The sequence below is a fragment of the Mucilaginibacter sp. OK283 genome, from assembly GCF_900110415.1.
Taxonomy (GTDB): domain Bacteria; phylum Bacteroidota; class Bacteroidia; order Sphingobacteriales; family Sphingobacteriaceae; genus Mucilaginibacter.
This window is the reverse complement of sequence record NZ_FODR01000001.1, coordinates 1,099,014-1,121,360: the sequence shown is the minus strand read 5'-3', so window position 1 is coordinate 1,121,360 and position 22,347 is coordinate 1,099,014. Positions and strand designations below refer to the sequence as shown.

21 protein-coding genes are annotated in these 22,347 nt (G+C 42.0%); 13 read left to right on the top strand and 8 right to left on the bottom strand.

From position 1 onward, the window contains the following. Positions 1 to 333 precede the first annotated feature (333 nt). Together BMX56_RS04805 and BMX56_RS04800 are read right to left on the bottom strand one after the other, a co-directional pair. A complete protein-coding gene (locus BMX56_RS04805) occupies positions 334 to 891 on the bottom strand; it encodes a histidine phosphatase family protein (protein WP_090641501.1) in 558 nt (185 codons plus the stop codon). A gap of 38 nt (positions 892 to 929) precedes the next feature. After that, positions 930 to 1,211: an ATP-dependent Clp protease adaptor ClpS gene (locus BMX56_RS04800; RefSeq protein ID WP_090641497.1), complete on the bottom strand. Its 282-nt coding sequence runs from the start codon at positions 1,209 to 1,211 to the stop codon at positions 930 to 932. Positions 1,212 to 1,325: 114 nt separating this feature from the next. Between BMX56_RS04800 and BMX56_RS30045 the strand changes: the two genes are divergently transcribed. Next, entirely contained in the window at positions 1,326 to 2,198 is an 873-nt protein-coding gene (locus BMX56_RS30045) for a hypothetical protein (RefSeq protein WP_177183711.1), read from the top strand. Positions 2,199 to 2,252: 54 nt separating this feature from the next. On the opposite strand, the gene BMX56_RS04785 is transcribed toward BMX56_RS30045, so the two are convergent. From BMX56_RS04785 to BMX56_RS04775, 3 genes are all read right to left on the bottom strand, one after another. Continuing rightward, complete coding sequence (locus BMX56_RS04785; protein WP_255369771.1) at positions 2,253 to 2,921, bottom strand: SGNH/GDSL hydrolase family protein; 669 nt, start codon at positions 2,919 to 2,921, stop codon at positions 2,253 to 2,255. Between the two features lie 65 nt (positions 2,922 to 2,986). After that, positions 2,987 to 3,745 (bottom strand): lipoyl(octanoyl) transferase LipB, encoded by a 759-nt coding sequence (lipB, locus tag BMX56_RS04780; protein ID WP_090641490.1) that lies wholly within the window; start codon positions 3,743 to 3,745, stop codon positions 2,987 to 2,989. Next, complete coding sequence (locus BMX56_RS04775; protein ID WP_090641487.1) at positions 3,745 to 4,389, bottom strand: 4'-phosphopantetheinyl transferase family protein; 645 nt, start codon at positions 4,387 to 4,389, stop codon at positions 3,745 to 3,747. The genes lipB and BMX56_RS04775 overlap by 1 nt, the downstream gene beginning before the upstream one ends. A gap of 202 nt (positions 4,390 to 4,591) precedes the next feature. On the opposite strand from BMX56_RS04775, the gene dcd reads away from it, so the two are divergent. The 3 genes from dcd (at position 4,592) to BMX56_RS04760 (ending at position 10,649) form a co-directional block, all read left to right on the top strand. After that, positions 4,592 to 5,128, top strand: a complete 537-nt coding sequence (gene dcd / locus BMX56_RS04770; RefSeq protein ID WP_090641484.1) for a dCTP deaminase — start codon at positions 4,592 to 4,594, stop codon at positions 5,126 to 5,128. Positions 5,129 to 5,438: 310 nt separating this feature from the next. Then, a complete protein-coding gene (locus tag BMX56_RS04765; protein ID WP_090641482.1) occupies positions 5,439 to 8,165 on the top strand; it encodes a TonB-dependent receptor plug domain-containing protein in 2,727 nt (908 codons plus the stop codon). Between the two features lie 60 nt (positions 8,166 to 8,225). Further along, positions 8,226 to 10,649: a carboxypeptidase-like regulatory domain-containing protein gene (locus BMX56_RS04760; protein ID WP_090641479.1), complete on the top strand. Its 2,424-nt coding sequence runs from the start codon at positions 8,226 to 8,228 to the stop codon at positions 10,647 to 10,649. A gap of 231 nt (positions 10,650 to 10,880) precedes the next feature. Here the strand turns inward: BMX56_RS04760 and BMX56_RS04755 are convergent, their stop codons facing one another. Beyond that, on the bottom strand, positions 10,881 to 12,308 hold the full coding sequence (locus BMX56_RS04755; RefSeq protein ID WP_090641723.1) for an L-serine ammonia-lyase: 1,428 nt from the start codon (positions 12,306 to 12,308) through the stop codon (positions 10,881 to 10,883). Between the two features lie 130 nt (positions 12,309 to 12,438). Here BMX56_RS04755 and BMX56_RS04750 point away from each other — a divergent pair, with 130 nt between their 5' ends. Then, complete coding sequence (locus tag BMX56_RS04750) at positions 12,439 to 12,909, top strand: DUF5684 domain-containing protein (RefSeq protein WP_090641477.1); 471 nt, start codon at positions 12,439 to 12,441, stop codon at positions 12,907 to 12,909. Then, positions 12,909 to 13,274 carry a DUF2752 domain-containing protein gene (locus BMX56_RS04745; RefSeq protein WP_090641474.1) on the top strand — a complete coding sequence of 122 codons (366 nt, stop codon included), beginning with the start codon at positions 12,909 to 12,911 and terminating at the stop codon, positions 13,272 to 13,274. Before BMX56_RS04750 ends, BMX56_RS04745 begins: the two co-directional genes overlap by 1 nt. On the opposite strand, the gene BMX56_RS04740 is transcribed toward BMX56_RS04745, so the two are convergent. Continuing rightward, positions 13,256 to 13,999: an RDD family protein gene (locus BMX56_RS04740; RefSeq protein WP_090641471.1), complete on the bottom strand. Its 744-nt coding sequence runs from the start codon at positions 13,997 to 13,999 to the stop codon at positions 13,256 to 13,258. The genes BMX56_RS04745 and BMX56_RS04740 overlap by 19 nt on opposite strands. Before the next feature lie 93 nt (positions 14,000 to 14,092). On the opposite strand from BMX56_RS04740, the gene BMX56_RS04735 reads away from it, so the two are divergent. Genes BMX56_RS04735 through BMX56_RS04705 form a run of 7 tightly spaced genes read left to right on the top strand, consistent with a single transcriptional unit; the run spans position 14,093 to position 21,356 of the window. Continuing rightward, on the top strand, positions 14,093 to 15,055 hold the full coding sequence (locus BMX56_RS04735; protein WP_090641467.1) for a stage II sporulation protein M: 963 nt from the start codon (positions 14,093 to 14,095) through the stop codon (positions 15,053 to 15,055). Continuing rightward, complete coding sequence (locus BMX56_RS04730; protein ID WP_090641465.1) at positions 15,039 to 15,935, top strand: hypothetical protein; 897 nt, start codon at positions 15,039 to 15,041, stop codon at positions 15,933 to 15,935. The genes BMX56_RS04735 and BMX56_RS04730 overlap by 17 nt, the downstream gene beginning before the upstream one ends. Continuing rightward, the gene (locus BMX56_RS04725) at positions 15,910 to 16,704 is read left to right on the top strand and encodes a DUF4129 domain-containing protein (protein ID WP_177183710.1); all 795 of its coding nucleotides are present in this window, start codon (positions 15,910 to 15,912) and stop codon (positions 16,702 to 16,704) included. Before BMX56_RS04730 ends, BMX56_RS04725 begins: the two co-directional genes overlap by 26 nt. Next, entirely contained in the window at positions 16,701 to 17,885 is a 1,185-nt protein-coding gene (locus BMX56_RS04720) for a DUF4350 domain-containing protein (RefSeq protein ID WP_090641461.1), read from the top strand. The genes BMX56_RS04725 and BMX56_RS04720 overlap by 4 nt, the downstream gene beginning before the upstream one ends. Further along, entirely contained in the window at positions 17,875 to 18,852 is a 978-nt protein-coding gene (locus tag BMX56_RS04715; protein WP_090641457.1) for an AAA family ATPase, read from the top strand. Before BMX56_RS04720 ends, BMX56_RS04715 begins: the two co-directional genes overlap by 11 nt. Before the next feature lie 10 nt (positions 18,853 to 18,862). Continuing rightward, on the top strand, positions 18,863 to 20,209 hold the full coding sequence (locus tag BMX56_RS04710) for a DUF58 domain-containing protein (RefSeq protein ID WP_090641453.1): 1,347 nt from the start codon (positions 18,863 to 18,865) through the stop codon (positions 20,207 to 20,209). Positions 20,210 to 20,213: 4 nt separating this feature from the next. Further along, positions 20,214 to 21,356 carry a hypothetical protein gene (locus BMX56_RS04705; RefSeq protein ID WP_090641450.1) on the top strand — a complete coding sequence of 381 codons (1,143 nt, stop codon included), beginning with the start codon at positions 20,214 to 20,216 and terminating at the stop codon, positions 21,354 to 21,356. A gap of 26 nt (positions 21,357 to 21,382) precedes the next feature. On the opposite strand, the gene BMX56_RS04700 is transcribed toward BMX56_RS04705, so the two are convergent. After that, the gene (locus tag BMX56_RS04700) at positions 21,383 to 22,171 is read right to left on the bottom strand and encodes a mechanosensitive ion channel family protein (RefSeq protein WP_090641447.1); all 789 of its coding nucleotides are present in this window, start codon (positions 22,169 to 22,171) and stop codon (positions 21,383 to 21,385) included. Between the last annotated feature and the right edge of the window lie 176 nt (positions 22,172 to 22,347).

The following is a 22,347-nucleotide window of genomic DNA, read 5'->3' as shown; positions in this document are numbered from 1 at the left end:
TACCTCTGAATTAAGCCTTTGCAATAATTGACTCAATTTTGATGTTTCGATTCTTGCGCTTAAAACATTTTTTTGGGCTTAAATTGACGGCTATGCCTCTCGAGAGGGGAATGAAAAATACGCTTGATAATCAACGCATTATAATCATGTCATTATAAGGTACGAAGCAATCCTCTACACGCTAAGCCCTACATTGTTCGGGAGTGCTTCGTTCCTCGCAATGACGGTAGTTTAGAATATTTGCTTAACGATATCCATTGCCTGCCATAACGATTTTTTTCAGGCTTTACCTTATGGCTACTCGCAATTACGATCTTATTTAACTATCCCAACTTACAAACTACAATTCCCCACCGGTTTTATCCCTTCTTTATCCCTTGTTAAAGCCGGTTCGCCATTTTTAAAGGTTACAATCCATATAGTATCGTAATCATCATCGGGCCAATCTATCCCTTTAACTTTAACGCCCAGGGCTTTTATTACCGGTTTTATATAGTTGTGTTCCCAAACAACCAGGATGGTGCCTTTTTTGCCATCCAGGTCATCGGCAAGGTCTTTGGCGTCTTCCTCTTCAAATTTGGTATTAACAGGTATATTATATTTGCTGGCAAAGGGCGAAGCCGTCTGGAACATCCTTGCTCTTGGGGTTGTTTTGCCCAGATGCAATGCAGGTACATAAATTTGAGCGGGTACCCCAAATTTAGCTTTTAAAACTTCCGGAAGTTTAAGGGCACGATTTAAGCCGGCACAGGAAAGGTTATCACCATCAGCAGGCTTCTCAGCATGGCGAATAAAAATCAGTTTCAGATTTTTGTTTTGTGCTTTAACGTTATACGTTACCAGGCACAACAGCAATAAAATTATGGCGGGGAGTACGGCGTATCTTTTCATATAAGGCAAGATACAATTCCTAAAGTGCCGTCAAAAATTTAATCAACCGATACGGTCAATCCTTCTTGCTGAAGAATTTTACGGTAGATCTCCATTTCGGTAAAGGAGCCTTCCAGCACTGCGCATTTGCCTTCGTTGTGTACCTTCCAGGCAATTTTTTCGGCCTGCGGTTCGGAGTAATCCAGGTACTTCATCATACAGTGGATCACATGGTCAAACGTGTTGAAATCATCGTTCCATAATATCAGGCGGTGAACTTCCTTAAGTCCTGCCAGTAATTCTTCGAGGGTAAATGTTTCTTCCTGTGTTTCAGTTGGCATACGTAACTACAAAATTACTCAAAAACAATAATAAAAATAGTAAAATCGTGTTCAATTCACTTAAAAATCATACCCCAACGGCGTGCCTGCTACACGCCGGACAATCTAAACAACATGAAAAAAATCGCCGTTTGTATTATTATCCCATTAGCAGTTCAAGTATTTGCCACTGCCACGGCAAACGCTCAGGCGCCAAAAAACGGTCCGGTGAGGCTACTACCACCACCAACAACCATCAAAATAGACGGTGATGACAAGGATTGGGGCGATAGCCTGCGCTACTTTAACGAAGACCGGAAACTAAACTATGCTTTGGCTAATGACCAGACAACCCTTTACGCTGCCATCAAAATAACCGATAAAATGGATCAGATGCGCACGCTGAATGCCGGCATCACCCTAAGCATTGATACCAAAGGCAAAAAGAAAGAAAGCTTTTCGCTCACCTTCCCCTTAGCCGAACCGGGCAGCAAACCCGATTTTAGCAAACGCCCCGACGACAATACCGAAGTTACCCAGCAAGACCGCGACGATTTGCAGCGCGAACGCATAACCAAATTACGCGACATTAAAGTAGTTGGTTTTAAAGATATCGAAGGCGACATGATCACCACCTCGAATACCTACGGTATCAAGGCGGCCATTGATTACGATGCCGAAGGTAACCTCATTTATGAAATGGCGATACCCCTAAGTTTTTTCCATGCCGATGACCAGTTTAAGACCGAATGGGCTTTCAATTTTAAAATAAACGGCATCCAAAAACCAAAAGGTGACGGAACGGAAAACAATGGTGAACGGCAAGGTGGCAGCATGGGCGGCGGAGGTGGTCGCGGAGGACGTGGCAGCGGTATGGGAGGTGGCGGCGGACGTGGAGGCAGGGGCGGTCGTGGAGGAGGCATGGGCGGCGGCGGTGCCGAAGGCAGCCGCAGCGAGCTATCCAAATCAACCGATTTTTGGGAAAAGTTTTACCTCAATAAAAATTAAGGATTAGTTATCGGGTTTGGGTTTAAGCCGATGAAAACCGACCAAAACCCAGGCCTATTTTTTAAACTGTGCCAGTATCTCGGGTATTAGTTTTAATACCCACTGGTTGTACATTTTGGCAGATGGATGCAGCCTATCGTTAGCCAGAAGGCTGAGGTCAAACGCGGCTTGTTTTGATATGCCGGTAATATCAACATAAATAACCCCTGCCTTTTTGCTTTCATCCAGGTTAATGGCGTTAAACTTGTCTATATCGGGTCCAATCAACGCATCATTTCCATTGGCAAAGGGTGTTACGCCATAATCCGGGATAGATAAAACAAATACATGCTTTTTATTGCCTTTTGCAAACTTGATAGCCGTGTTTAAAACCGCTGCAAATTTAATACGGTAGTTATCTTTACTATAGCCTCCGTACTGGTCGTTAACACCAATGAGTAAGGTTACAAAATCATAAGTTTTATCATTGATAGTGCTGTTTTTGATGGCATCTATCAGTTGGTCGGTTATCCAGCCGGTACGGGCTATAATTGTCGGTTCGGTTACTTTAAACCCTGGCAGAACGGCTGCAAGCTGATAAGGGAACGACTCTGAAGCCGTTACAGACTGCCCGATGGTATATGAATCGCCCAGGGCAAGGTAGCTCAGTGTATCGGTTGCTACACTGATTACCGGTACAGTATCTGTTGATGCTGGAATGGGGCCGCTATTAATATTTTGCATCGGGTCGGTCTTTTTTGAGCATGCGGTTAGCGTGCTTATCGAAAATAAAATTAAAAACAGTGCTTTCATGACAACATCTCCATATCAAACAATACGGAAATGTGGTGTTTAAGGATTTCTTTTACTTCATTTATATTTACCTCGTAGCCAAGTTCCTGCTGCATCGAGGTTACTGCTTTATCATCAATGCCGCAAGGCACAATGTTTTTAAAATAATCGAGGTTGGGGTTTACGTTAAATGCCAGGCCATGCATGGTTACCCAACGGCTGCAGCGCACACCCATAGCGCAAATTTTGCGGGCCTTGTCGTTATCGGCATCAAACCAAACACCGGTGTAGCCTGGGTAACGGCCGGCCTTTAAACCATAATCGGCCAGGGTTAATATCACAGCCTCCTCCAGCGTACGCAGGTATAGGTGGATATCAGTAAAAAAATTATCAAGGTCCAATATCGGGTACGATACTATCTGCCCCGGGCCATGATAGGTAATATCCCCACCCCGGTTAATAGTATAGTAAACGGCCTGCTTTTCTTTCAGCCCGGCTTCATCCAATAGTAAATGTTCGGGTTTGCCACTTTTGCCTAAGGTATACACATGAGGGTGTTCGCAAAAAACCAGGTAATTGAAGGTTTCATCGGCTTCAAAAGGCTCAAATGTATTTGCCGGCACCAGGGCTTTAGCTGCCTCGGCATAGGCCAACTCGTTATTGCGGTTATCCAGTTTGGTTTTTACAGTTGCCGAAAACAGGTCTTCCTGCCTGTCCCAGGCCCGCTGGTAATCTATGAGGCCCCAATCCTGGAAAAATACTTTCTTGTTTTTCATCACCTATCCCCTTTTACGTAGCCAATCATATAATCGGCGTATTGCATATAGCCAACTGTGTAGTCCAAATTAAGTTCATTTTTATGCAAATTGGCATTCAGCACGCCATGGTGTTCAAAGTTAAAAGGCTCTAAAAAAATGTTATCGACAAATGATACCTCTTTTTGTCCGTTGCATTTATAAACGGCTTCTTTGGCACACCAGCATACATACAGGTGTTCTATCTTTTTATCATCGCCAATAAAAGCAAGTTCGTCAGGGCGCATAAACTTAGCGGCTATGCGTTCAACTTTTTCTTTTATCTGCTCAATATCAATTCCCACTTTATGGGTTTTGCTAATCATCACAGCGGCATAATCAAACGAATGGCTCAGCGAAATATGGTATGGCAGGTTTACCAGGTACGGCTTACCATGCGCGTCAACCTTGCAATCAATATATTCATCAGTGCTCAGCATTTTGCGCAACAATACGCGGGTACCAAGCCAATGCAGGTAGCGCTTACTGTGGCTTAGTTTTTCAACATAAGCTTTCTCATCTTCATCTAATTGCAATTGTTTATACAGGTCATCCGCCTGCTCCTCTATTTTCCAGAGTGCAAACTCAGTATCATCATCAATACGCTGCCGGTACGCTATCGCCATAAAAGTAAAATTGCAAAATCGGACGCAAACTTATGCCAAATAAATTTAATTATAATAATTGCCATATCATATTCATAAACGATTGATTTTTAATTAACTGTATACCAAATTCCATTCAACAATCAATTTCAACAATGTTTGATTGTTTATTGTTGCCTGTTGCGGTAATTAGTCATATTTTCGCCCCTCATCAAATTTGGCTATGATATTATCTGATAAGCGCATCCTCGAAGAAATAGAAAAAGGAACCATCATTATTGAACCATTTGCGCGCGAGAAGCTTGGCACCAATTCCTATGATGTGCATTTGGGTAAACACCTGGCTACTTACCGCGATAGGGTACTTGACGCCAAAAAACATAACGAGATTGATGCCTTTGAGATACCCAAAGAGGGTTTTGTACTACAACCCAATACCCTTTACCTGGGCGTAACGGTAGAGTATACCGAAACTCATAAACATGTACCTTTTTTGGAAGGAAAATCGAGCACCGGGCGCTTGGGTATTGATATACACGCCACAGCCGGCAAAGGCGATGTTGGTTTTTGCAATACCTGGACGCTGGAAATTTCATGCGCCCAACCCGTGCGCGTATACGCCGGCATGCCCATTGGGCAGCTGATATATTTTGCCGTTGAGGGCGAAATTGAAACCCTGTACAATACCAAAAACAACGCCAAATACAACAACCCTACTACCCGCCCGGTTGAAAGCATGATGTGGAAGAATAAGTTTTAGTACGTTGTAAGTTATACGTGATACGTCGTACGTTTTTTTTAGGGCTAATTAGCCTTTAGTCGTAAGAAACATTTTCGCTTTTTTTTCTGACGGATTAAACCTTTACCTAAACCAACAGTCAAACCGCCAACAATCCAAAACCTCTACCTATGAAAACCCAAAACCTCCATAACTTTAAACACAGTTTTATCAAAGTAAAACTTATAACGTAGCACGTAAAACCTAAACCATTTTTCGAGCCTTCCCTCCCGTAACACACTTGTTATAATATTATTATAATATTTTCCGTAGATTGAAAATTATTTACCTGATGAAAAACAAACATCTTTTTGCCGGTTTATTGATAACTGTAATCGCTACAGCTATTTTGGGTTTCAAAGGCCCGGGCGAAGAACTGCTGCGCAAAATGGTCGACCAGCTTGATAAATGGCGGGCGGAGCATCCGCAGGAAAAAGTTTACCTGCAATTTGATAAGCCCAGCTATGCCATTGGCGATGATATCTGGTTTAAGGCGTACGTAACCATCGGTAATAAACACCAGCTTTCGGCATTAAGCGAAATTTTGAATGTAGACCTGATTGATGAAAATGACTCTGTAAAACGCAGCATCAAACTACCACTAATTAGCGGCCTGGCCAATGGCGATTTTGCCCTTGCCGATTCGATGCAGGAAGGCACCTACCGCGTCCGCGCTTATACCAACTGGATGCGTAACGAAAGCGATGCTTATTTTTTTGATAAAACCATCACTGTTGTAAATAGCATCAGGAATGATGTTTTTACTAAAACGGCGTTTACCTACACCACCCAAAACGGCAAACAAAAAGTAAACGCGCTTATCACTTACAGCAATATCAATGGCGAACCTTACGTGGCTAAAGAAGTAGGCTACCAAATACAGCTAAATGGCAAAAACATTTTTAAAGGCAAAGGCATTACCGACGATAAGGGCAATATTAATGCAAGCTTTATAAATACCACTAATGATTTAGCTGCCACGGGGCAAATTCTAACAACCATCAAATACGCCGACAAGAAAACAGCCGATAAAACGATCGCAATAAAAGCAGTATCTAATAAAATTGACGTTCAGTTTTTTCCCGAAAGCGGCACCCTGGTTAACGGGGTAAACTCAAAAATAGCATTTAAAGCAGTTGGCGCCGATGGTTTGGGCGTAGATATTAAAGGAACCGTAGCCGATAACCAAAACCAAATGGTTACAGCCTTTAACAGTACCCACCTAGGCATGGGCGTTTTTAAATTTGCACCATCTGCAGGAAAAACCTATAAAGCGCATGTTACTTATCCTGATGGCTCCGAAGGGGTGTTTGATTTACCCGGGGCCGTTGATAATGGCTATTCTTTGGCTATAGATAATTCCGCTGATGACGACATAGAGGTTACAATACTGCCAGGTAAAGACCTGCTAAATAGCGCCACCCCGGCAACCAGCCTTTTGTTGGTGGCCCAGGTGGGCGGCCTGATTTATTATGCAGGCAACAGCCCCAACGGAGGTAAAACGTTTACAGCAACTATACCCAAAAGCAAATTTCCATCGGGGATTGTGCAATTTACCCTATTCTCGGACAAGGGCGAACCGCTAAACGAGCGCCTGGTGTTTGTTAAAAACAATGATGATTTAAAACTTTCGGTAACCAGCGACAAGCAAAAATACGTCCCGCGTGAAAAAGTGACCATCAGCCTGAATGCCAAAAATACCGAGGACAAGCCGGTAAGCGCCAGTTTTTCGGCCGCGGTTATCGATCTGTCGAAAGTTTCGGTTGATGAAACGGCAGAAGAAACTATCCTATCAAATATCCTGCTTTCGTCCGATTTGAAAGGATATATCGAAAAACCGGGCTATTATTTTCACAACGCGAACGCAAATGCACAGGCCGACCTGGATGTGCTGCTCATGACGCAAGGCTATCATCGTTTTGAATGGAAGAAAATACTGAATGATAGTTTTAACCCAATAGTTTATAAACCCGAAAAAACATTGCAGGTATCCGGCCATTTAAAAACCCTTTGGGGCAAACCTGTCGTAAGGGGTAAAGTAACGTTATTCACTACAGCGGGCGGTGTTTTTATGATTGATACGGTATCTGACGATAAGGGTAACTTTGTTTTTAAAGATCTTGTTTTCAGGGACAGCATCCGGTTTGTAATACAGGCGCGCACCGCTAAAGACCGCAAAAACCTGGAAATTGAACTGGATAATATTGCGCCGCAAGCCACAGGCAAAAACAAAAATGCTCCCGATATACAGGTAAACATCAGCGATGGCCAGGCTATTTACCTTAAAAACAGCAAAAGCAAGTTTAACGAGGATATTAAATATGGGCTTGGCAACCATACTATTGTTTTAAAAGAAGTATTTATAAAGGACGTAAAGAGCAAAAAAGACCTTGTTAAAAACTCCAACAATTTAAATGGCCCCGGCAACGCCGACCAGGTACTTACTTACAAAGATTTTGAGAACATGGGCGGAAACTTTGTCTCTTCCTTACAAATGAAAATATTTGGGGTGACTTTTAGAAATGGAGTCCCTTACTCAACCCGCAGCCAAAACCAGCCGATGACCGTTATGGTTGATGGAATGCAGGTTGATGGAGATTATTTAAATACTTTATCTACAAATGACGTAGGAAGTGTTGAAGTTTTACGCACCATAGGCAATACGGCAATTTATGGCTTTCGTGGTGGAGGTGGCGTTTTGGTTATCACGACAAGGCGCGGCGGCGATGGCTCTGTTTACAACCGCTATGCACCGGGTGTTGTAACCTATGCACCAAAGGGATATTACAAAGCCCGCGAATTTTATTCGCCGGCGTATGACGACCCTAAAACTAATACGCAGATGCAGGATTTACGCTCAACCATATACTGGAAACCTAATATTATAACGGATAAAGATGGCAATGCCACGTTTTCTTTCTTTAATGCAGATGCTAAAGCCACTTACCGCATTTTAATTGAAGGAATTGACGTTGAGGGTAACCTTGGCCGGCAGGTTTATACCTATAAGGTGGAGTAAACCGGGTTGGTAGCAGTTAATTATTGCGTGCCCCCTCAACTATTGCATTTATTGTTTTTTATGAAACTTAGCCTAACCTTCATTTTCCTGTTTACTTTATTTTGCGCATTGAACGGCTTTGCCCAAACCGATTCGGCGTTTTTGGCCCGCACCATTAATGCGCTCGAAAAATATTCATCGGCAAACCCGGTAGAGAAGGTTCATCTGCATTTTGATAAACAGGGGTATATGCCTGGCGATACCATTTGGTTTAAGGCCTATGTGGTAACCGGCGAAAACCACTCCTTGTCGTCAATCAGCAACGTGGCGTATGTTGAATTACTTACAGCAAAAGATTCGGTAATAAGCCGGATGGCCTTGCCTTTAAGCTCGGGCATAGGCTGGGGCGATATTGCCTTACCCGCCTTGTTAAAAACGGGTAAATATCAAATGCGGGCCTATACCAATTGGATGCGTAACGATGATCCGGCTTATTTCTTTAGCCAACAGATAAGTATAGGCGATTTACAAACGGTAAAAGCAAAAAAACAAAATATAACGGCTAAGCCCGATGTGCAATTTTTCCCGGAAGGAGGCATGCTAATTAACGGCCTGCGATCAAAAGTAGCTGTAAAGTCGTTAGACGAAAAAGGGCTGGGCGAAGACCTGGAAGGATTAGTAACAGATAATGACGACAATGAAGTAGCCGAATTTAAAACCCGGCATTTAGGAATGGGGGTATTTGCCATTACGCCGGCAACAGGCAAACTTTACAAGGTTAAAATAACGTGTAAAAATGGCAACCGGTATGCCTTTGATTTACCAAAAGCGCATGACGAAGGTTTTGCCATCGCCATTAATAATACACAGGCCGATAGTTTAAGTGTACGCATAGTTGCCTCAAATAAGCTATTTGAAACTCAAAAAAGCGCAGGCTATTACCTGCTTGCACAGTCGGCTGGTAAAATTTGTTACACAGCCGCATTCAGGCTGGCGGCACAAAGCTTCAATACGGTTATTGATAAAAAACGTTTCCCAACAGGGATAACACGATTTACACTATTTGCTGCAAATGGCGAGCCGCTTAATGAACGCGTAGTCTTTATCCAAAATAACCATGCACTCAAACTCAGCGTAACATCGGCAGGCAAAACTTCTGCAGCCAGGCAAAAAGTAAAATTTAGCTTAGATGCCAAAACTGCCGACGATAGCTATACTACAGGAAGCTTTTCGGTATCTGTGATCAACGAAGATTTTACACCTGTGGATGAATTGTCAGAAAACACGATCCTGAATAATTTGCTGCTTACTTCGGATATTAAAGGATATATCGAGCAGCCCAACTACTACTTTACTGATATAACCGATAAAACCCGGGCCGACCTGGATATATTAATGCTTACGCAGGGTTATCGTCGTTTTGAATGGAAACAGGTATTAGCTGATAAGCACCAGCAACCGGTATTTGAAGCCGAAAAATCATTACAGATTTCCGGATATGTAAAAACTTTAGATGGCAAACCGGTACCCAACGGCAAAGTAAAGCTGTTAACAACCAAAGCTGGCATTTTCATGCTGGATACCGTAACCAATGAAAACGGAAAATTCAGCTTTAACAGGCTGCCTGAGGATAGCGCAAGGTACGTGATACAAGCACGCACCGATAAGGATAAAAAAAATGTAATGGTTGTGCTTGATACCTTATCCGGTTATAAATCATTTGCGTTTAGAAACGCACCCGGCGAAAAGGATACAATAAAAGAATTAACTGCTTACCAAAAGCAGGTTAAACAACAACTAAAATTAAGTTTAGACAAGCGCACTATACAACTTAAAGAAGTGGTGATAAAAGACAAAAAGGATACGCCAAAAGACATTTTTAGCCATGCAGAACACCCCGACCAGGTGATAAATGATTTTCCGAAAGAGCCGACCGGAGAAAGCCTGAGCACTTTTTTGGGCGTACGCCTACGCGGTATCGAGATGAGGAGCTCGGCAGAAGGCGCTTCGTTTTATACCGCACGGTCTATAGCTAAATATTACCCAAACCCGCCGCCAATGATGGTAAAGCTTGACGGAAGTATTATTGACCCGGCCATTTTTAGTGCCCTTTTACTGACAGATATTGAAAGTGCCGAAGTAATCAGAACAACCGGGCAAATGGATATGACAACAGGCGCAAGGGAAGTACTTTACCTCATTTCCAGGAAACATTCCGGCACCGCAATTAAACCATCAACACCGGATGTTATCACATACCAATCAAACGGATTATACAAGGCAAGGGAGTTTTATTCGCCCAAATATGATAAGATCAATGAAAGCGACTCAAAGCCCGATTTGCGTACAACCATTTATTGGAACCCAACCATTATAGTCGACAAAGCCGTTGCCGAATTTGAGTTTTTTAACGCCGATACCAGGGGCACTTACCGCGTAACCGTGGAAGGAATTGATGCCGACGGTAATTTGGGCCGGATAGTTTACCTGTATAACGTTGAGTAATAAACACCCCCACTGGAATTCTGATAAGATAACTGCTATTTCAATACACCAGGCACAAATATTTTTTGATTCGCCTCCATTGCGCAATCAGTTTAGTGTTAACCATGTTTAAATACAATAGATTGATTATTAGATATTTATGAAAAGCATATCTGAAATGTGTTAAGTTATGTTAACCCAATTAGATGCGTTTGACCTGATACACAACTCCCCCTTTAGGGGGCCAGGGGCTTAACACTCCGGCAAGCTGATAGGGATATTAATAGCCAGCCCGCCATCAGATGTTTCTTTATACTTGGAGTTCATATCAAGCGCGGTTTGCCACATGGTTTTTACTACGGCATCCAGGCTTACCTTGGCTTTTTCGGGATTGCTTTGTAAAGCTAACTGCGATGCCGTGATGGCTTTTATGGCCCCCATGGTATTTCTCTCGATGCAGGGGATTTGTACCAGGCCGCCAATAGGGTCGCAGGTAAGGCCAAGATGATGTTCCATGGCTATTTCGGCAGCCATGAGTACCTGCCGTTGGGTGCCACCCAAGCATTCTGTTAATGCGGCAGCAGCCATAGCAGATGAAACACCAATTTCGGCCTGGCAACCACCCATGGCTGCCGATATGGTGGCGCCTTTTTTAAAGATGCTCCCAATTTCGGAAGCCGTCAGCAAAAATTGGATGACTTTTTCATCAGTGTTACCCTCGCAAAAAACAATATAGTATTGTAATACAGCAGGGATAACGCCGGCAGCGCCGTTGGTTGGCGCGGTTACTACCCTACCAAAAGAGGCATTCTCCTCGTTTACAGCCAACGCGAAACAACTCACCCAATCCAATATATTTTTAAAACTATCGCCTGTTTGCCTTATAGCGGTAATCCATTCATCGTAGTTACTGTAAGGCCTGTTGTTTATTAGTTTTGCATTCAGTTTAAAGGCACGCCGGGCCACATTTAAACCGCCGGGTAACTGGCCTGTGGTATGGCAGCCGCGGTACATACACTCTTTTAAAGCCTTAAAAATATTCAGCACACCTGCACGGGTTTCCTGTTCAGTACGCCACGCCAGCTCATTCTCCATCACCACTTCCGAAATCCGAAGGCCTGTTTTTATACACCAGTGCAATAAATCGGCAGCAGTATCAATCGGGAACGGCAGATCGACCTCGTGTTTTGATTGGGCGGATGCGCCATCCTTAACCACAAATCCTCCGCCTATGGAGTAATACGTTTCGGACACCGCTTTGCCATTACTCAAAAACGCCTGGAAAGTAACCGCGTTGGGATGAAAAGGCAAACTTTCGTTAAACAAAAACAACAGGTCGTTAATTACCGAAAATTCAATTTCTTTAATTCCACCTAAAATCAATTTATGTGATGTAGTGATGTGGTTAATTTTAGGGGTAATCTTGTCAACCTCAAAAGTTACAGGGTCATCTCCGCTCAAGCCGAGCAAAATAGCGATATCGGTACCATGGCCCCGGCCCGTTTTGGCTAAAGAGCCATAAAGCAGTATTTGTACCTGGTTAACAAGCGGCAGCACCTCCTGCTGTTGCAACGATAATACAAACTGCTGGGCAGCGCGCCACGGCCCAAGGGTATGCGAGCTTGACGGCCCTATCCCTATTTTAAACATATCAAATACCGAAATTTGCTCCCTTACCATCGGCATCAAATTTAAAAATAATAAGCTAACTAAGCTTTGTAATAAATATGATGGAGTGCTTAATTTTTATTTAAAAAATTTATATTTTGCAGGAACTTAAAAACTTACAAAAAACTCAAAACCTTAAAAAATGGAAAATTACGATTCTTCGTCGGCAGCGTCTGTGGGTGTTGTTATGGCTCTTCTCGGCATGATGTTTATTCCTATCTTGATCATGGCGGTTATCCAGGCCGTAGGAAAATGGAAAATTTATGAAAAAGCCGGAAAACCAGGTTGGGCAGCATTAATTCCGATTTACAGCACAATAGTTACCCTCGAAATTATCGGTAAACCAATCTGGTGGATTTTCCTTATCATATTCCCTTGTACAAGTCTTATTTTCTTTATATGGTCAACTAACTTATTAAGTAAAAGCTACGGCCAAAGCGAAGGTTTTACCATAGGCTTATTACTATTGCCATTTATATTTTATCCAATACTCGGCTTTGGTAATTACCAATATATTGGCCCTGCTGGTGCTGGTTTTGCGGGTTTTCAACCATATGATCCTTCAAAAGATTATCAGGATCCGTTTAACCCTAATACGCCGCCGCAAGCTTAATGCTGCCCAATTTTATCACATTACAATTATTTTGCAGTCTGTTGGGTTTTATCCACTGGCTGCAAAATCATTTAATACCCTGTCCGTTTAAATATTTCACCGGTATTGATTGCCCCGGATGCGGCTTTCAGCGTTCGGTAATTGCCCTTGTACAAGGCGATTTAAATAAAAGCTTCACGTCATACCCTCCTGCCATCCCTCTCCTTTTATTTTTTGCCTACGGTATTGCAGATAACTATTTTAAGCTCGACACCAAAAAATCAGCGGTAAAAAAAACACTGTTTATGATTGTTGGCAGTATAGTGCTTATTAGCTATTGCATCAAAATGTACAGCCTTTACCGGCATTATAGTACATCTGCCTGAGCTACAATGTGGCTGTAATCTTTTATAATGGTTTGCAAAAACAACATATCGTTCATTTCGGCTGGCGGTGTTATCCCTAAGAGGTTTTTGATACGTTGTGCCATATTAAACACCAGCACGCTGTTACGATTTTTAATATAGCTATTTATTACCTCATTTATCAATTCAATATCTTTATCATTAAGGCTGGCAGCGGCAGCAAAAACCGGCTGATAATCATCGGCAGAGGGGCTAAAAGCTATATTGTTGATTTTTGTGCGCGCCTGGGTGCGGATGAGTGTTGTACCGGCAACCATATCGCCCACTCGCTGCGATTTATCGGATACAGCAACACTTATCAACCCACACAAATGCATAGTGCCCGGGAAAAAATCAATAATCCTGAACAGCCAGCGCAGCAAGTATTGGCTAAACCGGGGCCGGGCACCGTCAAGGCTTATCACCTTTATTTTCATGATGCGCTTGCCAACACTTTGCCCATTCATGGCAATTTCGCAAGCCAAATCATAAAACACGTATAGCGATGCATATATAATAACCAAAACGCCAATTAGCGCGCCTTCGGAGTTTAGGATGTTTAACATCGACATTACGATCATGGCAGCAATGAATATCACTATAAACATGGCCATGTCAATCAGGTAAGCAACAATACGTTCGCCCAGGCCGGCAACTTCGTAGTCAATATCAATGTTTTGTGATGTGGTTATCCTTATAGTTTGCATATCATCAAATATAAACGCTAATTATGTTTTTTTTAGTTGTTATATATCGCATTTGTAATTATTTTAACAAAATATTTCAATGTTGGATAACTGATGCGCGAACCTCTTTTTGTAAAACAAAACGCTGCCAAATGGAGCAGCTTTGAACAATCGCCAACGGACGATCCTGATGAGCTTGCCGAAAGGTTTATCCAAATAACCGACGACCTTGCTTACGCCAAAACATTTTATCCAAAATCAAAAACCACGGCCTACCTTAACGGGCTGGCAGCAGGTTTACATCAATCCATCTACAAAAACAAGAGTGAAAAAAGCAACCGTTTCTTAACCTTTTGGAAATACGAGTTGCCCATTTTGTTTAAAACCTATCAAAGGCCGTTGCTATACTCATTTATATTTTTCATCATATTTTGCTCGATAGGTGCACTATCGGCAAAATATGATGAAAACTTTGTGCGCCTTATTTTGGGCGACAGTTATATAGACATGACCAATGCAAACATTGCCAAAGGCGACCCGTTTGGCGTGTACAAACAAGGTGGCGAAACATTGATGTTTTTGGCTATAGCAGCCAACAACATCTATGTATCGCTGGTTACGTTTGTAAGCGGCGTTATATTTTCTGTCGGCTCAATTTACTTCCTTTTCCGTAACGGGCTGATGCTGGGCTCGTTCCAATACTACTTTTTCAGTAAGGGGTTGGGTATAAAATCAATCCTTGTGGTGTGGATTCATGGCACTTTAGAGATTTCAGCAATCATGATAGCCGGTGCTGCCGGCATTATTTTAGGGAATAGCCTTTTATTCCCCAAAACCTTTTCCCGTATGGTATCCTTAAAAAGAGGGGCTAAAGACGGTATGAAGGTGGCCGTTGGCATAGTACCTATTTTAATTGTTGCCGCTTTTTTTGAAGGCTTTGTTACCCGCCATACCGAAATGCCTGTTTGGCTTAGTGTTAGCATTTTAACTTCGTCATTATTGTTTATCATTTGGTATGTAATTATATACCCCAATAAAATTTATAAAACCCTAAACCACTATGCAACCAAAAATTGAATTAGCTAAAACCCGCGATTTTGGCGAAATAATAAGCGACACGTTTCTTTTTATTAAACAAAACCTAAAGCCCCTGCTTAGTTACTTTTTTACGTTTTGCGGTATTTTTATAGTAGCAGCAACCATTAGCGCTTGCCTGATGCAGCTAAAAATGACCACTAATTTTAATAACCTTTCCAGCGGGGCTTATTCTAACCAATACGCGCCATCCTTTTTTAATTTTTTGGGAACCGAGTTTGTGTTAACTATGGTGTTTACCCTGTTAAGCATTACGGCCATAATGGTTACTGTTTTTTGCTATATGGCTTTGTATAAAGAGAAGGGCAACCAGGTGCCTGGAGCCGAAGAGATGTGGGGTTATATCAAATTTTATTTTCTAAAAATATTAGGCAGCTCAATATTGATCAACCTCCTACTGGCGGTTGGTTTTGTATTCTGTTTGATCCCTGGTATATACATGTCTCCTATCCTGGCATTAGTGGCCCCTATAATGATCATGGAAAACACCAGTTTTGGCTACGCTTTTAACCGCAGTTTTGTTTTGATAAAGGAAAACTGGTGGGCAACTTTTGGCGCATTGGTAGTTACCTGGATAATATTCTCGGTGTGCCGTGCAATTATCGTTGTGCCAGTTAGCATTGTTAATGCTATCAGTTTAGTAACCCATGTTAAAGGGGGTGCACATTTTTCAATAGCTGCTGCAGTAATTGGCGCGGCACTTCAGCAAGTGTGCCAGGTATTTATTATTATACCCGTAGTTAGCCTTTCCCTTTGCTATTTCAATTTAACCGAAAGTAAAGATGGCACCAGCCTATTAAACAGGATAAACCAGGTGGGCACAATAACGCCCGAGAATGATTTACCGCTTGAAGAATATTAATATGCTGCGCCTGCTCTGCTTTATATTTTTTTCATTCGCTATTCCCGTTCATTCAGTTAAAGGTGTTGTTCCTGCTAAAAAGAGCACGAAACCTTTAATACTGAAGCTGGACACCCAACAGGTAAATGTGCGGCACCTGGATAGCGCAGCTATTAAAGCCTACAGCAAACTTCCCGAGTTTAAATACGATGAAGAAATACAAAAAGACCCATCATGGTGGACACGCTTTTGGCATTGGTTTTGGACCTGGCTTAAAAACCTGTTTAAACCAGCAAAAATTTCGGATAATAAAGTGAACCCGTTTTTCCAGGTGCTGTTATATGTACTGCAGTATCTTTTCATAGGCGCAGGGCTTGCGGCTGTGGTGTTCCTGGTTCTTAAACTGGCCGGTATCGATTTACTGCATGTGTTCAGGCGCAAATCAATGGGGGCGAATTTGCCCTACCAGGAATCGTTGGAAAACATCCACGACATCAATTTTGACGACGAATTGGAGCGAGCCATCGCGCAGCACAATTACCGCCTGGCTGTAAGGCTGCTGTATTTAAAATGCTTAAAGCAGCTGAGCGATGCAGAGCTTATTAAATGGCAAATTGATAAAACAAACAATGCCTACATCAATGAATTAACCAACCCCAATCAGCGCCAGGTATTTAAAACCCTAACACTACAGTTTGAATATATTTGGTATGGCGAGTTTGGCATTGATGCCTCCGTTTTTAAAAACATCAGTACATTATTTACAGATTTTAAAAAGGAGATATCATGAAGGATTTTAAAATCTATATTTCAATTGCCAGCATCCTGCTCATAGTATACCTTGTTGCGCAGTACAATAAGCCCAACGCTATTAACTGGCAATCAACACTTGCCAAAAACGATAAAATTCCGTTTGGTACTTATATTTTGCATAACCAGCTTGAAAAGCTTTTTCCCGGCGCCGAAATTGTCAATACCAACAAATCTATTTACAACGTTTTCCATAACGATAGCCTGCAGCAGGGCAATTACATCATTATAGCCAAAAACATAAAGCTCAATAAATTTGATTTTGACGAAATGATGAAATACGTCAAAGCAGGCAACTCGGTGTTTATGTCGGCATTTAATTGGAGTGGCTACCTTGCCGATTCGCTAAAAATTGAGTCGCAGGCCGAGTATGCTAAACATAACGTATCTTTTAATTTTGTTAACAGCAAATTACGGGCTCAAAGTAACTACCTGTTTAACCGAGATATTGCAAACCAATATTTTAGCAGTCTTGATACAGCCAAAGCAACCGTTTTGGCTCAAAATTATGCCAACCACTGCACTTTTATGAGTTACAGTTTTGGCAAGGGGCACCTGTATTTATGTGCTACACCCGACTTATTCACCAACTACAGCCTATTAACCAGGCAAGGATCCGACTTTGTCGAAAAAGCATTCTCCTACCTACCGGCTACCGGCCATTTGTATTGGGACCAATTTCAAAATGGCGATATCCCTGAAGATCTTTCACCATTAAGGGTATTTTTTGCTAACCCAGCTTTGCAATGGGCATATTACCTGAGCCTTTGCGGTATTTTAGTTTTTATTTTTTTCGAAATGAAACGCCGCCAGCGGGTTATACCGGTAGTAGAGCCTTTACAAAATTCGACCCTGGAGTTTGTAACTGTTGTAGGGCAGGTTTATTATGAAAAACGCGACAATGCCAACATAGCCCACAAAAAAGTGATTTATTTATTGGAGCATTTCAGAGACTATTACCGCCTTAAAACCAACAAACTTGATAATGAATTTATAGATACTTTATCAAAAAAAACGGGCGTAGCCATCGAATTTATTACCGACCTGGTGCATTCGGTAATTTTTGTAGGTGCGCAACACCATGTTACCGACCATGAATTAATTAGATTAAATAAACTTATAGAGAAATTTTACAGCCAAACCGGACACAATGGAAAATGATTTTTTTGAACAACGAACTGATATGAGCAGGTTAAGCCTGGCTGTTGACCAGATAAAAGCTACACTGGGTAAAATTATTGTGGGGCAAACTGTTTCTATCGACTTGCTGATAGCTGGCATACTGGCTGATGGGCACATTTTGATTGAAGGGGTACCCGGAGTAGCCAAAACACTCACCGCCAAACTTATTTCAAAAGCTATTGATGCCAAATACTCCCGCATTCAGTTTACTCCGGATTTGATGCCATCAGATATATTAGGTACTTCTGTATTCAATCCTAAATCAACTGAGTTTGAATTTAAGCAGGGACCTATATTTGGCAATATCATCCTGATAGATGAAATTAACCGCGCACCGGCAAAAACACAATCGGCTTTGTTTGAGGTGATGGAAGAAAAGCAGGTTACCATTGACGGACATACCTATAAAATGCAGGAGCCCTTTACTGTATTAGCTACCCAAAACCCGGTTGAGCAGGAAGGTACCTACCGCCTGCCCGAAGCACAACTGGATAGATTTTTATTTAAAATAGAAATTAAATACCCGTCGCTGGAAGAGGAAATAGCTATAATTACCCAACAGCATCAGCAAAAAAACACAGATCAGTTAAACAATATTACTCCTGTATTATCGGCTGGAGAAATTATATCTTTAAGGCAACAGGTACGGGCTTTGCATGTTGAGCGCAAGCTGTTGGAATTTACAGCTAAAATTGTTTTTGAAACCCGCAACCATAAATCATTATACCTGGGTGGTTCACCGCGGGCTTCGCTGGCTATGATTAGCGCGGCTAAGGCACTGGCAGCCATTAAAGGGCGCGATTTTGTTACTCCCGATGATATTATTTATGTCGCAGCCCCGGTATTAAGGCACCGGGTAATGCTTACGCCCGATAAGGAAATGGAAGGCCTGAGCCCCGACGATGTAATTGGGCAAATTATTCAAAAAATAGAGGTACCACGATAACCCATTTTTTGTGAAAAACATTTACGGCCTGTTTTACAAAGATCTTTTTTTAACCAACCGCCTGTTTACCGGTTTGGGAATAAGCGTGGTAGTGTTTGTGCTATCATTCTTTTTTCCCTGGCTTGGGGTAATACCGGCATTGGTTTTCTGGGCGTTGGTATTGCTGTTTATGATTGATGTGCTCATGCTTTATAAAACCGCCAAAGGCGTGTTTGCCAAGCGCCATGCTCCCGAAAGATTAAGCAACAGCGACGAAAACGAACTGGGTGTTTATTGTGAAAACTGGTATCCTTTTAATATCAGCATTGGCATTATCGACGAGATTCCGTTTCAGTTTCAAAAACGCGACATCTGGTTTAAAACAACCTTAAAACCACATGAGCGCAAACTGATAAGCTATAGCTTGCGGCCTACCAAACGCGGCGAGTACGAATTTGGCGATATCCGGGTTTACGCCAAATCGCCATTAGGGCTCATCAGGAGGCGTTATACTTTTCAGCAATCCGAGACATTGCCGGTATACCCATCCTTCCTCCAGATGCGTAAATACGAGTTGATGGCTATCTCTAACCGGCTCACAGATATCGGCATCAAAAAAATACGTCGCATTGGCCACAGCCTTGAATTTGAACAGGTAAAAAATTATGTTGCCGGCGATGACTACCGCACCATTAACTGGAAAGCCACCGCCAGGCAGGGCAACCTGATGGTTAACTCCTATACCGACGAAAAATCGCAGCACGTATATTGTATAATAGATAAGTCAAGGGCGATGAAAATGCCTTTTGAAGGCTTAAGCCTGTTGGATTATGCTATAAATGCCAGCCTGGTACTCTCAAGTGTTGCGCTGATAAAAGAAGATAAAGCCGGTTTAATTACGGCATCTGAAAAAATTGGCGCCGTTATTCCTGCCGATAGAAAATCGTCGCAATTGAATAAGATACTGGAGGTTTTGTACAAGGAGCGCACCCGTTACCTGGAAACCAACATGGAACTATTATACAGCACTGTACGTACAGTAATAAAACAGCGCAGCCTGGTAGTCTTTTTCACCAATTACGAAAGCATGAACGCCCTTAACCGGCAGCTGCCCTACCTGAAACGGATAGCCAAATTTCACCTGCTGCTGGTTGTTTTTTTTGAAAACACCGAGCTTAAAACCCTGAGCGAAAAACAGGCAACCGACCTTGAAGGCATCTACATAAAAACTATCGCAGAAAAATTCGCTTACGATAAAAAATTGATTGTAAAAGAGCTGGCTAAATATGGTATCCAATCTATTTTAAGTGCGCCGCAAAATTTGACGGTTAATACCATCAACAAGTATTTGGAATTAAAGGCTAAACAGAAGATTTAGGGTTATGCTTTTGCATTTAGTATACCACGCTATAAAAGGCATTATTAAGCTTGCCGAAGACGATGAGCCTGTACAACATTTAGATTCGGCTTTATACCGGCGAAAATCGAGAACAATCTTACAATACATCGATTTTGCAACAAATGCCATGATCAATGATGGCAAAAAAATAGACGAAGTTAAAGCGAACCTGCTAAAAAAGGGGTTACACGAAGACCACCTGGACGTAGTATTAGATAAAGCCCAGCGCGCTTACAAAAAATGGGTTAACGAAACCGGGGGTAAGCCTGAACTCACTGTATTTGAACTCTATGAACAATCGCTAAAAAATGTATCAAGTACGCCGATTAAAATGGACACACATCCCGGCGAAGATCATGCCCTGCATTTTTGTACTTTAACTAATTTTGATAGCTATTATAATATAAATGGCAGAGCCTTACTGTCAACTATCGCCAACAAGGCTTTGAATACTGCGCCTATAATTCAACATAAAGAGGCCGCCATAAGGCAATCCACCTTTGCGCAATTGGGTGGCACCCCAACAAATCCGTTTTTACGTGTTGTTACCATCAATAACTTTACAGAAGCCGTATACCCCTATCTCCGCACTACAAGCAAAATAAGCTTTCGTACCGAACAGATTACCGAATGGGATAACGGCGACCCGATTGTGGAGGCTGAAATAGAGGGCAGATTAAATAACCTATATCCCCTGTGCTTTTTTGCAACCGACTATGCAGTAAATCAGGTTATATACAAAAGCCGACCGGAGATTGAGATCCGGCTCTCGGCCTTTGTACTGGAACTTGTTGACGTTAAAAGAAACACCAACGACACCAGACAGCAGCCAAGGGCAATGCAGCAAAACAAAAATTACGACAATAAGAGTTATTTTTCATTTGAAGGCGTTATTCTCGATATAAAAGCTGCCTCGGTTGACCGTTTTTGCATAGGCTGCATAATGGCATTAAAACTTAATTGCAGCGATCGTCCGGGCAGCAACAACATTATTGATGCATACGTGACCAATGCTAACATTAAAGCCAATAAAATACTAAAGGGCATGTTAGTGACGGGAGTGCTTTGGTTTCAGGGAGAAATTGCAACAGAACTTCCCTTTTCAGAAAAAGGTTTTAATTGTTGATTATAACCTTTTAACTCTACGCTACCCTACCCCGCCTTCGGGAACGCAACTCCATTAGCGCTGAAATCCTTAAATATCTTTTCCTGCAGGGCTATTTTGGCGGTTAAAAAGTTGGCCGGTTCCACCCATACGTTTATGGTAATACGTACTGAGTCTATTTCCATACTGATAATTCCTACCCTTGCGGCCGGCTCTGTAAGCAGGTCATGGGTTGAACTGATGGCCTGGTTAATGATACCCTTCACTTTATCCAGGTCATTGGCGTAGGCTATCTTAATCTCAAAATCCAACCGGCGTTTACCCTCGCGGGTTACGTTTACAATCACTTCGTTAAAAAGCTTTCCGTTAGGAATAATTACCTGCTTGTTATCGGCAGTAATCAAAACCGTGTAAAAAATCTGGATAGATACTACTTTACCATCCTGTCCCTGGGCTATTATGCTATCATCAACTTCAAATGGCTTTAACAACAGGATAAGCACACCACCGGCAAAGTTTTGAAATGTCCCCGAAAGGGCCAAACCGGCGGCAACGCTAAACGCGCCAATTATGGTGGTGAAAATGGTAAGCTGGAAGCCAAAAATATTAATTACCGAAATGATAAGTAATATATAAAGACTGGTAATTGTAAGACTAAGAAGAAAAGGTTGTAACGATGAGTGTACCTGCCTTTGAAGCATCCGGTTGCGTAGCCGCGCCCTTAAAAATTTGATGAACCAAAGACCAACAATCAGAACTATTAATCCGAATGAATAGCGCACCCAATTATCAACTATCCATTTGTGTGTATCAATATAAAAATCTTTCAACTCCATAACTGGAGGCAAAAGTAAAAATTAATTACTTACCGTAAATAGTTATAAATAATTCGGGCCCCTTAAACAACAACCAGTCTACTATGGCGCTGTGTATTTGTTTTGATTTTTGTGTTATATTTTTCATATCATCCTACGCTATTCAAATCCTGTGCCTAAGAAACTATCTTTCAGGA